The following is a 13,109-nucleotide window of genomic DNA, read 5'->3' on the forward strand; positions in this document are numbered from 1 at the left end:
GTCGCCCCGAGGGCCAGAGCAAGCGCGGCCAAGCGGTGCTTGCCATGACACACATGCAAATCCACGCATCTCCGCAGTATTGGGTATTCACAGCGCATCACGGGTCCGTTAGCGTTTGAACCCGGCAGATGGAGACTGCCGAACGCCCACGGGAGAGGGCGACGGAATTACAGGGAGGACACCCAATGAAAAAGACCTTCGCGGCCGCGGTAGCGGCCTCTTTCGTCATGACCGGCGCCGGTTCGGCGCAGGAACTGTTCGAGATGACCAGCGGCTACGCCAACAACCTGCCGATCCTCGGCACGGCCTCGGTCAACTTCGTCGACAAGATCAACTCGATCTCGACCGAGGTGGAATTCGAGCACTTCAACCCCGGCGAGCTGGTGCCGGCGCTCGAGATGCTCGACGCGACCTCGAACGGCTCGGTGGACGCGGCCTATTCGACCTCCGGCTACTGGCAGGGCAAAATGAACGCCGCCGGCCTCTTCGCCGCCGTGCCCTTTGGCCCCGAACCGGGCGAGATGCTGGCATGGATGCTCTATGACGACGGCATGAAGTATTTCCAGCAGATGTATGACGACAACGGCTACAACGTGAAGGTCATCCTCTGCGGCATGTACGCGCCGGAAACCTCGGGTTGGTTCAAGAAGGAAATCAACTCGATGGAGGACCTGCAGGGCCTCAACATGCGCTTCTTCGGCCTCGGCGCGGAAGTCATGCAGAAGCTCGGCGTGTCGACTTCGCTGCTTGCGGGCGGCGACATCTTCCCGGCCCTCGAGCGCGGCGCGATCGACGCGACCGAGTTCTCGATGCCGCTCGTCGACGCCAACCTCGGCTTCTACAACATCGCGAAATACAACTACTTCCCCGGCTGGCACCAGCCTTCGACCATGTTCGAGCTGCTGATCAACAAGGACCGCTGGGAAGAACTGGACGAGATCGCCCAGAACCAGATCGAGATCGCCTGCATGGCCAACCTCGCCGACAACTTCGCCGAGGGTGAAGCCAAGAACTTCCCGGCGATGAAGGAAAACGTCGAAGAGCACGGCGTCGAGATCAAGAACTGGAACGAGGAGCAACTCCAGCAGTTCGAGAGCGCGTGGCTCGAGGTTGCCGGCGAGCTTGGCGCCGAAGACCCGTTCTTCCAGGAAGTCTGGGACGACCTGCAGCAGTTCCGCCAGGACTACAAGCTCTGGTCGAACAACATCTACCTGCCGCGCCCCTACACGTCGGTCGCCGACCAGTAAGCCGGATTTCATCCATAAAGACCAAGGCCGGGGCGGCATCTCTGCCCCGGCCACGCATGCTTGAGGGAGGCAGGCTCGATGACCGAGCAAACCGAGGTCGTGGCCGCGATCTCCGATCCGGGAGAGATCGGGCGCGCAGACCATAATCGTGGCGATCGTTTCGTCATCCAGGTCTCGAACCTGGCCGCGTGGCTGTTCCCGATCCTGATGATCGCGATCTGTGCCCAGGTGGTGCTGCGCCAGATGGGCCACAACCAGGCCTGGCTCGACGATCTGCAATGGTGGCTCTACGGCGCCGCGGTGCTGATGGGGATCGGCTACGCGGTGACCACAAACAGCCACGTGCGCGTCGATATCTTCTACGACAATTTCGAGAAGCGGAAACGCATCCGCACCGACATCCTAGGGCTGGCGTGGCTGTTCCTGCCCTTCATCATCCTGTGCTGGGACGTGACGCTCGACTACGCGCTGACCTCGATCCGCGCCGATGAGGGCTCGGACAGCCCCAACGGGCTGCACAACCTCTGGATCATGAAGGGTTTCATGAACCTGGCCTTCGTCTTCATCGCCATCGCGGTGTGGTCCACCTATGTGCGCCTGCTCTCCAAGCTCACCCGTCCGGCGCTGTGGAAGCAGCTGCTCTTCGCGTTCCCGTCGGTGGCCTATGCCATCAACCTCGTCTGCTACTACGCGATCTTCGGCGTTTCCTACGCCACGCGCGATCCCGAGATGAGCGCCCGCGACGTGGGACGCCTGCCGATCTTCGGCGAATGGGAGTTCGGCCAGCACGAGATGCGCTGGACCATCCTCATCGCCCTCATTCTGACCGTGGTCGCCATCGTCGTGGCGCGCCTCTTCGACCGCAAGGACGCCTGACATGGAGTGGCTGACCATCAACGAAATCGCCGTCGCGGCGATGTTCGCCACCTTCATCTGGATGCTGTTCCGCGGCATCCCGGTGGCCTTTGCCCTCGTCGGCGTGAGCCTCGTCTTCGTGCTCATCGCCGAGATCGGGCTCGACCCGTATCGCCGGTTCTGGGGCGAGATCATGGCCTTTGACCGCACCGGCATCGACTATCGCAAGCTGCAGGCGCTGTCGGGGCGGATCTTCGGCAACACGATCAAGAACCCGGTGCTCGTGGCGCTGCCGATGTTCATCTACATGGGCCTGATGCTCGACCAGTCCGGCGTGGCGCAGCGCATGATGCACGCGATGCAGAAGCTGTTCGGCGGGCTGCGCGGCGGCCTGTCGCTGACGGTGCTGCTGATCGGCATCATCCTCGCCGCCTCGACCGGCGTGATCGGTGCCTCGGTGACGCTGCTGGGCGTGATGGCCCTGCCGGCGATGATGGCGCAGAACTACTCCAAGCCCATCGCCACCGGCACCATCGCCTCGGCCGGCACGCTGGGCATCCTGATCCCGCCCTCGATCATGCTGGTGATCATGTCGGACCAGCTTGCGATCTCGCTCGGAGACCTGTTCATGGGGGCGTTGTTCCCGGGCCTGATCCTCGGCGCGCTCTACATCCTGTTCATCGTGATCTACGGCTTCATCTCGCCCGATGCGATGCCGGCGCCCGAGCGCACCGCGCGCATCGGCTGGAGCGAGGTCAAGGAAGTGCTGGTCGCCGTTGTGCCGCCGATGTTCCTGATCCTGCTGGTGCTGGGATCGATCTTTGTCGGCCTTGCGACGCCCACCGAAGCCTCTGGCCTCGGCGCCTTCGGCGCAACGCTTCTGGCGCTGTTTGCCCGCAAGCTGAACTGGAAGGTGTTCCGCGAAGTGGCGCGCTCGACCCTCAACACGTCGGGCTACATCGTCGGCATCTTCCTTGCGGCCAACTTCTTCGCCTACGTGCTGCGGCGCTACGGCGGCGACGAGATCGTGCAGGAGCTGGTGCTCTCGGCCTTCGACAGCCCCTACTGGACCGTGGCCTTCATCCTGTTCATCGTGTTCTGCCTGGGCTTCCTGCTCGACTGGATCGAGATCACCATCATCATCATGCCGCTGATGCTGCCGATCATCCAGGGGCTCGAGCTGGCGGTGCCGGGCTATGACCAGGTGCGCGACCCGCAGGTCGTTTGGTTCGCCATCCTCGTGGCGGTGACCTTGCAGACCTCGTTCCTGACACCACCGGTGGGCTTTGCGCTGTTCTACCTCAAGGGGGTCTGCCCGCCGGGGGTGTCGCTGTCGCATATCTACCGGGGCATCATCCCCTTCGTGGTGCTGCAGCTGATCGGCCTGTTCATCGTGTTCGAGTTCCCGCAACTGACCACGTGGCTGCCATCGGTGGCCTACGGCAACTGACCCAAGCCGGGTCGCTGGACGCCAAAGACAGAGACGGCCGCGCCCCTTCCGGGCGCGGCCTTTCTTCTTGCCCAGAGGCATGCACCGCCTGCCGGGTCACCCGCTCGACCTTGCCCCAGCTCTCGCCACGCAGGACCGCCCGCGACTGCGCCAAGCCGCGCTTCAAACCAACGGCAAGACCCGCCCGCACGGGCACCGCGCAAAAAGAAACGGAGCGGCTCTCACCGCTCCGTTCCCCGTAGATCATTCCGGCACAGGGTCGAAGTGCACCGGAACGAACGACGTCTCCGGCCTCGCCCTGCCTTACTTGGTCAGCAGCTGCGCCTCGTGCTTCTTCAGCGAGCGGCGGGCTGCACCGTAAGCCTTGAGGCCCTCGGCGTGCTCGAGTTCGGGGAACAGCTCGAAGAGCTCCTGTCGCTGCTCGTCGCCAATGCCGCGCAACGACAGGTCGCCGGGCTGGAAGCTCTCGGTCCAGGCACCGTTCGACAGCACCACCTCGTGGTTGTCGAACATCATGTGGATGTAGGTGACGCCGAGCGTATCGACCTCATCGACCCCGTCGAGACCGGTCAGGTGCTTCGCCGCCGCGAGGACCTCGCGCTCTTCGAAATATAGTGCGGTCTTGTCGTTGGCGACCAGCACGCGGTGGTTCGGCGACACGAGCAGGTCGTGCTCGGGCAGGTTCTTGCCCAGAGCGCCCTGCTGGATCAGGACGGGCTTGAGATGCGGCTTGCGGGCCAGCTGGAAGCCGGTCAGTTCCTTGCGACCAATCCAGCGGATCTCCTGGATGCCGTTGTCGCGGGTGATGACGCGGTCGCCGACCTCGAGATCCTCGACCAGGCGCTCGCCCTTCGGCGTGGCGATCAGCGTGCCCGGGGTGAAGCAGGGCAGCACCTCGACGGTGACGGTGCCGGTGTCGGTGCCGCCATTGCCATCGTCGATGGTGTAGTCGTAGCTGTCGGTGCCGTTGAAGGTCTCGTCCGCGACATAGGTGACGGTGCCATCGGCGTTCAGCGTCACGCTGCCGTTCTGCGCCTCGCCAACCGAGGTGATGGTCAGTTCATCGCCATCGGCGTCGGTGTCGTTTGCCGACGGGTCGAAGGTCTCGGGATCAGTCGCGGTCGCGGTGATCATGTCATCGACCGCAACGGGCGCGCGGTTGGATTCGCCGTCGGTCGGATCGGTGGGCACGGTCACGTTGACGGTGATGACGCCATCATCCTCGCCGCCATTGCCGTCGTCGACGGTGTAGGAGATCGTGTCCTCGCCGAAGAAATCTTCATTCGGCGTGTAGGTCACAGTGCCGTCCTCGTTGATCGTGACGGTGCCATTTTCCGGCTCGCCGATCTCGGAGACCACCAGATCGTCGCCATCGACATCGGTGTCGTTGTCGGTCGGATCGAAGGTGATCGGATCGTTCTGCTCGGTCCCGACGGTGTCGTCATTGGCAACCGGATCGTCGTTCACCGGGTTCACGGTGACATCGACCAGCGCGCTGTCGGTGTTCCCGTCCGGATCGGAGATGGTGTAGCTGATCTCGTCCGAGCCGTTGTAATCGGCATCGGGGGTGTAGGTCAGAGTGCCGTCTTCGTTGATCGTCACGGTGCCGTTGCTGGCGGTGGCCTCGGTCACGGTCAGCGTGTCGCCGTCGGGATCGCTGTCATTCGAGAGCACGTCGACCACGACCGCCACGTCTTCGTCCGTCGTCGCCGTGTCATCCTCGGCGACCGGCAGGCCGTCGATGGCATCGGTGGTCGAGAAGTCGATATCCGAGATCAGGACGCCCTGGTCCTGATCGCCGCCATTGGCATAGGCGATCTCGATCCGCGAGACCGGGCCCTCGATGGAGACCTGCAGCGTGCCGTCCGGATCGGCGAACTCGGTGGTTTCGGTGCCCGTGGCGGTGGCGCCGTCAACGCTCGCACCGCCCGACACGACAGTCAGGGTCACGTCGACCGGGTTGCCCTCGGCGTCGTAGGCAAGAACGGTCACGTTGTCCTCGAAGCTGCCCTCAGATCCCGATGCGTTTTCCAGCAGGTCACTGAAGTCGCCGCCCGGCCCCGCATCGACGTCATTGAGCAGGAACGAGACGTTCTGGACCTCGTCGCCGTAGATCTCGTTGCTCGAGCTGAAGTTCAGCACGGTGGTCGCGGTCGCGCTCACGGTACCGTCGCCGTCGCCACCGAGCCCCAGCAGCTTGAGGTGCGAGTTCGGGTCGGTGTCGGACCCCTCCGGCACGTAGCCGGTGAAGTTCACCGTGAAGGCCTGCGCCCCCTGATCCTGCGCAGTGTACGTGATGTCGACGGCGACACCGCCGGTCTCCACGGTCGCGGTCACGCCGTCAGACGCGGTGTTCTCGAGATAGGTGCCATAGGCACCCAGCGCGCTCCAATCCAGAACCAGATCAGCCATTGTTTTCGACCCTCATAACCTTACAGACCGGGGCGCACCCGGAACCGCAAACACGGTGCCGACGAAGACCGTCGACAACATCATTTTGCTCGTCATGCCTGCAAGTTCGCGAAGGGAAACTCTGCCATAAGCGCCCACATTCTCGGTGTGGACGAAGAGCGGCAATCGGCGGCGGAGGCGTGACCTCCATTCGCATCCCTCGCACCCTTGCGGATGCTTCACAGTTCAGCGGCCGCCCCCGTGGCCTTTTAGTCTTCACCCCCCAGTCGGGCTTACGATCTTTTAACCGTGCCCGGTAATCGCCTCAAACGAAAAAATGGCGTGATCTGGGCAACTTCCGACACAGAGTTGACACATAAAGGCGACTTAGGGGCAACTTCACACATCTTTGAGTTGACTATCGTTTCCGCGTCGATCAGGTCTGGCCGGCCAGATCACAAGAAACACAAGCAGTTTAGCAATCATTGCCTGATCGCAGTCGGCGGACTGTGCAACCTGAGGCAACAATTCATCGAACGGGGCGCGGTTGCCCCGCGACGACAAATCTGGTCACAAATGTGGCGCGCCCTGTTCGCGGTGCGTGGTCAATTTGACTGAAAAAGCCGGATTGCGCGCAATTTTCGGCAATTTATCCAAGCTCATCCCCGAATCAATCGGTCACACTCGGGTAAATTGCGGCCATGATCGGGCCGCGACCCGCGCCGGGCCTCCTGTAAAACGGGCGCGAGCCGGCCTCTGCCGCGCCCGCGCCTCATTCTCGGCACGATCAGACGAGGTTGGTGATCCAGCGGCACTGATAGGGGGCCATCTCGACCGGGCCGGCCTTGATGGTTTCGCCGCTCAGCAGGTCGACCCAGCTCTCGTCGGCGATCAGGTTCAGATCCGCCTGCGGGATCTCGATGGTCTCGTCACTGACATTGTGCAGCGCAAAGATCGACTGCGCCCGGTCCAGGGACTGCCGCCAGAGACCGAAGATGCGGTCATCGACGTTCAGCGTGAACTGGGTGGCGTTCGGGTGGAAGCCGGGCTGTTGCGCCCGGATCTTCAGCCGCTCGGACAACGCCGCCAGAACGCGGGCGTGGATGGTCTCGGGGTCGGCGAGCTTTTCCTGAAGCTCGGGATAATCCCAGCGGTGCCGGTTGATCGCCCGGTTCATGCCGCGCCGCTCCACCGCCTCAAGATCGTTGGGCGTGGCCAGCATCGAGTGGATGTAGAAGGCCGGAATGCCCTCGAGCGACATCGGGATGGTCTGTGAACACAGAAAGCGGTCGAAATGCAGATCATCGGTGCCCTTGAAGGTGCGCCCCATGGCTTCGAAGAAGGTACAGTTGAGCTCGTAGGGCGCCTCGCCCCCGCCGGGCAGCGAGCGCATCGAGACCTTGCCGCCGATCTCGTGGATGGTGTCGATGATCTGGCCGATCTCTGGCGGCGGCAGCAGACCTTCGGCGGGGCGCATGCCGATGCCGTCATGGCTGGCGGTGAAATTCAGGTAGGCACAGCCCAGCGGCGCCGGCGGCATGGTGCGCTGCCAGTCGTTGAGATAGCGCGCCGAGCCCGACATCATCGCGTGCAGCGTCAGCGGCGGCAGCGGGAAGTTGTAGACCACGTGCGCCTCGTTGCGGCGGCCGAAGTAGCTCAGGTTCTCGGCCTTCGGCACGTTGGTCTCGGTCAGCAGGATCACCGTCTCGGTGGCGTAATCCATAAGCAGCCGCATCAGCTGGATCACCGCGTGGGTCTGCGGCAGGTGGATGCAGTTGGTGCCAAGCTCCTTCCACAGGAAGGCCACCGCATCGAGGCGGATGATCCGCACCCCCATGTCGATATGCAGCCGGATGATGCGCACGATCTCGAGCAGGACTTCCGGGTTGCGGAAATCGAGGTCGATCTGGTCGTGGCTGAAGGTGCACCAGACATGGCGGGTGCCCATGGCGGTCTCGACCTCCTGCAGGAGCGGCGTGGTGCGCGGGCGCGTCACCATCGAGACATCGTCCGCAGGGTCGGCCTCGAAGAAGAACTTGTCATAAGGCTTCTGGCCCTGACGGTAGGCGTTGAACCAGACCCCCTGGCTCGAGACGTGGTTCAGCACCAGATCCGACATCAGGTGGAACTCGCTGCCGATGCGGGTGATGTCGGCCCATTCGCCAAGCTGCGGGTTCACCTTGCGGTAATCGGTCACCGCAAAACCGTCATCCGAGGTGAAGGGGAAGAACGGCAGGATATGCACCCCGTTCACCACCCCCTTCATGTGGTTCAAGAGGAAGTCGTGCATCAGGTCGAGCGGCTTGTGATAGCCGTCGATCAGGCTGTCGCCATAGGTGATCAGCACCGCGTCGTTCTGGGTCCAGAGATTGTTGCCCGGCTTGCGCGGCTGACGGCGGCGATGGCTGTCCTCGGGCCAGAAGGCCTCGACGACCTGACTGCCGAGAATGTGGGAATCCACGTCTGGGTAGATGAAATGAAGCAGCGAGGAAAGTCTGGCGCTGAAATTGCTCTCGGTCATGAAATCCCTTGGTCTCCTGATCTGGCAGGGGCCGCTGGCACACATGCGGAACGGGACGGGCTCCCCTACGCGCGAGGTGCAACAGGACGCTTCCCTTTTCGGTTAAGCCGTTCAAACCGCTTTCACAAGGGAAAAGCTGTCCGGCGCTTTGCTGGGCGATCAATGCGGGACGAGTGCCCGGAAAGGCATCTTGCCGGCGCCCCGCAGGGCCGTCACAGCCCGGGCAGATCAATCAGCAGGGCGGCGTGGTCGCTGGCATGGGGGCGATGCTCACCGACGCCCGGCAGGCGCGCGCCCTGCCCGGCCTCACGCCCGAGCCCACGGTAAAGCACGCACGGCACCGCGTCGGGAAAGCGCGCGGCCAGCGCCTGCGAGGCGATCATCACGTCGGGGCGATTGTGCTTGTGCAGATGCGGCTCGTAATAGGTCCAGCGACGATCCTCGGGCAGCCGCAGGCCAAGATCCACCCCCGCCGCCTCGAGCGGCGCGATGGCGCGTTCGCCCTCGCCGCGCGGCTCGTTGAGGTCGCCGATCACCAGCCACAGCGCCTCCGGATCCCGCGGCAACAACCGCAGCACCGCCTGCGATTCAAGACGCCGCAGCTCCCATGCGCGCTTCGGGTCCGGCCATGGCGCCTTGAGGTGCAGCACGAAGAGCGTCAGCGCCCCGAACCGCGCCTCGAGGCAATCGCGCCGGAACACCGGCTGATCCTCCGGCATCCCTTTCAGCGGGCTCAGACCCAGATCCGACGGCAACAGCTCGGCGTGGGTCGACGCCCCGTCCCAGCGTCGCCGGGCCATCAGGGCCACGTCGAGCCCGCGCCCGTCATTGCCCGGCAGGCAGAGCCGATGCGGGTACGGATCGGCGACCTGCGCCAGATACCGGTCATGGAACGCGTCGAGGCTCTCGGCGTCGAACACCTCCTGAAGCGCCAGAACATCGGCCCCGGTGGCGGCGAGAAGTTCGGCGGTCAGCCTCCGGTCGGCCGCGTCATGCGCGGGGCTCTCGGCATCGTCACGGTCGCGCGCGCCATGCAGGTGGCCGCCGCTGCCGTCGGGCAGCAGCCGCAGGTTTTGCATGTTGAGCGAGGCGATCCGCATCCGCCCCTCCTCTCTCCCGGCGCCCGCGCGCCCCGGCTCAGGCGTCCTTGCGCAGCCGGATGGCGCCGGCTTTCTCGGCCAGATCGCGGGCGATGGCATAGGCGCCCTTGATCTTGTCGCTGTCCTTGGCCCAGTCGCGCCGCACCACGATCTTGTTGTCCTTGATCTTGGCGTGGTTGTTCGGGTCCTGGATGAACGAGACCAGCCCCTCGGGCTTGGCGAACTTGTCGTTGTGGAACTGGATCGTCGCGCCCTTGGGCCCGCCATCGAGCTTGGCGATGCCGGCGCGCTTGCACATGTTCTTGATGCGCACGATCAGGAGCAGCGTGTTGACCTCCTTCGGCAGCTTGCCGAAGCGGTCGATAAGCTCGGCGGCAAAGCCCTCAAGCTCCACCTTGGTCGACAGCTCCGAGAGGCGCCGGTAGAGGCCGAGGCGCACGTCGAGATCGGGCACATACTCTTCGGGGATCAGCACCGGCACACCGAGGTTGATCTGCGGCGCCCACTGGCCGTCATCGTCAAGCAGCCCCTCCATCTCGCCGGATTTGATCTTGGCGATCGCCTCCTCGAGCATCGACTGATAAAGCTCGTAGCCCACATCGCGCATCTGGCCCGACTGCTCTTCCCCAAGCAGGTTGCCGGCGCCGCGAATGTCGAGATCCTGAGAGGCCAGCGTGAAGCCCGCTCCCAGCGTGTCGAGCGAGCCCAGCACGCGCAGGCGCTTCTGCGCGGTGTCCGTGAGCTTGGCGCGCGGCTGGGTGGTAAGGTAGGCATAGGCGCGGGTCTTGGAGCGCCCGACCCGGCCGCGGATCTGGTAGAGCTGCGACAGGCCGAACATGTCCGAGCGGTGCACCACCATGGTGTTGGCGGTCGGGATATCGAGGCCCGATTCCACGATGGTGGTCGCCAGCAGCACGTCGAACTTGCCGTCATAGAAGGCGTTCATGCGCTCGTCGAGCTCGCCCGCCGCCATCTGGCCATGCGCCACGACATAGGACACCTCGGGCACTTGATCGCGCAGGAATTCCTCGATCTCGGCGAGGTCCGAGATCCGCGGCACCACGTAAAAGCTCTGTCCGCCGCGGTAATGCTCGCGCAAGAGCGCCTCGCGGATGGTCACCGCGTCGAACTCGGAGACGTAGGTGCGGATCGACAGGCGGTCCACCGGCGGCGTTCCGATGATCGACAGGTCCCGCACGCCCGAGAGCGACAGCTGCAGCGTGCGCGGGATCGGTGTCGCGGTCAGGGTCAGCACGTGGATGTCGGAGCGCAGCTGCTTGAGCCGCTCCTTGTGGCCGACGCCGAAATGCTGCTCCTCGTCGATGATCAGCAGGCCGAGGTTCTGGAAGCGGATGTTCTTGGCCAGCAGTGCATGGGTGCCCACGGCGATATCCACGGTGCCCTTGGTGATGCCGTCGCGGGTCTTGGCCGCCTGCCCCGAGCTGACGAAACGCGACAGCGGCGCCACGTTGATCGGGAAGCCGCGGAAGCGCTCGGCAAAACTCTTGTAGTGCTGCCGCGCCAGCAGCGTGGTGGGCGCGATCACTGCCACCTGTACCCCGGACATGGCGGCGACAAAGGCCGCGCGCATGGCGACCTCGGTCTTGCCGAAGCCCACGTCGCCGCAGATCAGCCGGTCCATCGGGTTGCCGCTGGTCATGTCCTCCAGCACGTCCTCGATGGCGCCGATCTGGTCGTCGGTCTCGGTATAGGGGAAGCGTGCGCAGAAGCTCTCCCACGCGCCGGGCGGCGGGTCGATGATCGGCGCCTTGCGCAGCGCGCGCTCGGCCGCGACGCGGATGAGCTTGTCCGCCATCTCGCGGATGCGCTCCTTGAGGCGGGCCTTCTTGGCCTGCCACGCGCCGCCGCCGAGCCTGTCGAGCAGACCCTCGTCATGGCCATAGCGCGACAGCAACTCGATGTTCTCGACCGGGAGGTAGAGCCGTGCGCCCTCGGCATATTCCAGCAGCAGGCACTCATGCGCGGCCCCGGCGGCCGAGATCACCTCCATGCCCTGATAGCGCCCGATGCCGTGATCCACGTGCACCACGAGGTTGCCCGGGGTCAGGGATTGCGCCTCGGTCAGGAAGTTCTCGGCCTTCCTGCGTTTCTTCGGCGCGCGGATCAGACGGTCGCCCAGCACGTCCTGCTCCGAGATCACCGTCAGGCGCTGGCCCTTGCCGGCCTGTTCCCACGGCGCCTCGAAGCCGTTCTCAAGAGCCCAGACCGCCAGATGCAGGCCGCGCTTGCCGATCCGCGTGCCGTTGCCGATCGGGATCGCCTCGGCCAGCCCCTCATCCTCGATCAGGCCCGTCAGGCGCTCGCGCGCGCCCTCGGACCACGACGCGATGAGCACCGGTCCATCCTGCATCTTGGTTTTCACGTGATCGGCCAAAGCCCCGAAGAGGCTGACGTTTTCCTGCTGACGCTCGGGCGCGAAACTGCGCCCGATGCGCCCGCCGGCATCGACCACGCCCGGCCCGCTCGACTGCGGCAGCGGATGGAACTGCACCACGCGGCGGCCCTCGGTGGCCATCTCCCAGGCTGTGTCGTCAAGGTAGAGCTGGCCCGGCGGCACCGGCTTGTAGACCGAGTCGATCCGGCCCTTCTGCGCCATGGCATGGCGGCGGGTCTGGTACTGGTCCTCGATGCTTTCCCAGCGCGCCAGACGCGCCGGGGTGAGCTGGTCGTCCATCAGCAACGGGACGCCCGGCAGGTAGTCGAACAGCGTCTCGAGCCGGTCGTGGAAGAACGGCAGCCAGTGCTCCATGCCCTGCTGCTTGCGCCCGGCGCTGACCGCTTCGTAGAGCGGATCATCGGTGCCGCCGGCGCCGAACTCGATGCGGTAGTTCTGCCGGAACCGGGTGATCGCCGCCTCGTCGAGGATCACCTCCGAGACCGGTGCCAGCTCGACCAGGTCAAGCTTTTCCGTGGTGCGCTGCGAGACCGCATCGAAACGCCGCGCGCCGTCGAGCACGTCGCCGAACAGATCGAGCCGTACCGGCCCGCCCTCGCCCGGCGGAAAGATGTCGATGATGCCGCCTCTGATGGCGTAATCGCCGGGCTCGGTCACCGTGGGCGCCTGCGAGAAGCCCATGCGCACGAGGAAGTCGCGCAGCGCCTTCTCGTCGATGCGGTCGCCGACCCGGGCCGAGAAGGCGGCATCGCGCAGCAGCTCGCGCGCGGGGATGTACTGCGTCGCCGCCGACAGCGTCGTCAGCAACACGAAGCGCTGCGGCATGGCGTGAACCAGCGCCGCCAGCGTCGACATGCGCGCCGCCGAGATGTCGGGATTGGGCGAGACCCGGTCATAGGGCAGACAGTCCCACGCCGGGAAACTCACCACCGGCATGTCGGGCGCGAAGAAGGCCAGCGCCTCCTGCAGCGCCGCCATGCGCTTGTCGTCGCGGGCGACATGGATGACGGGACCGTCGGCCTTCTCGACCTCGGCCAGGATCAGCTTCGCGTCGAAGCCTTCGGGCGCGCCGCCCATGATGATGCGGGACTGTGACATGGGGATGGGATGTGGCGCGCGCACGCGCCGC

Annotated in this window: 7 protein-coding genes; 3 read left to right on the top strand and 4 right to left on the bottom strand. The window is 64.9% G+C overall.

All coding sequences use genetic code 11. The features are described from left to right. Positions 1–185 precede the first annotated feature (185 nt). The 3 genes from JF542_RS03805 to JF542_RS03815 all read left to right on the top strand — a co-directional run bounded on the left by JF542_RS03805 (position 186) and on the right by JF542_RS03815 (position 3,552). Positions 186–1,247, top strand: coding sequence for a TRAP transporter substrate-binding protein (locus JF542_RS03805; RefSeq protein ID WP_007800659.1), 1,062 nt, complete (start codon positions 186–188; stop codon positions 1,245–1,247). A 78-nt stretch (positions 1,248–1,325) separates the two neighbouring features. Beyond that, complete coding sequence (locus JF542_RS03810; RefSeq protein ID WP_207074798.1) at positions 1,326–2,123, top strand: TRAP transporter small permease subunit; 798 nt, start codon at positions 1,326–1,328, stop codon at positions 2,121–2,123. A 1-nt stretch (position 2,124) separates the two neighbouring features. Then, on the top strand, positions 2,125–3,552 hold the full coding sequence (locus JF542_RS03815) for a TRAP transporter large permease (RefSeq protein WP_007800663.1): 1,428 nt from the start codon (positions 2,125–2,127) through the stop codon (positions 3,550–3,552). Between the two features lie 303 nt (positions 3,553–3,855). On the opposite strand, the gene JF542_RS03820 is transcribed toward JF542_RS03815, so the two are convergent. From JF542_RS03820 to mfd, 4 genes are all read right to left on the bottom strand, one after another. Then, a complete protein-coding gene (locus JF542_RS03820) occupies positions 3,856–5,964 on the bottom strand; it encodes an Ig-like domain-containing protein (RefSeq protein WP_207074799.1) in 2,109 nt (702 codons plus the stop codon). 766 nt (positions 5,965–6,730) lie between these two features. Continuing rightward, a complete protein-coding gene (locus JF542_RS03825) occupies positions 6,731–8,464 on the bottom strand; it encodes a sugar phosphorylase (protein ID WP_207074800.1) in 1,734 nt (577 codons plus the stop codon). Between the two features lie 212 nt (positions 8,465–8,676). Continuing rightward, the gene (locus JF542_RS03830; RefSeq protein WP_207074801.1) at positions 8,677–9,564 is read right to left on the bottom strand and encodes an endonuclease/exonuclease/phosphatase family protein; all 888 of its coding nucleotides are present in this window, start codon (positions 9,562–9,564) and stop codon (positions 8,677–8,679) included. A gap of 37 nt (positions 9,565–9,601) precedes the next feature. After that, positions 9,602–13,078 (bottom strand): transcription-repair coupling factor, encoded by a 3,477-nt coding sequence (mfd, locus tag JF542_RS03835; RefSeq protein ID WP_207074802.1) that lies wholly within the window; start codon positions 13,076–13,078, stop codon positions 9,602–9,604. Between the last annotated feature and the right edge of the window lie 31 nt (positions 13,079–13,109).

The sequence above is a fragment of the Salipiger bermudensis genome (assembly GCF_017309175.1).
Classification (GTDB): domain Bacteria; phylum Pseudomonadota; class Alphaproteobacteria; order Rhodobacterales; family Rhodobacteraceae; genus Salipiger; species Salipiger bermudensis.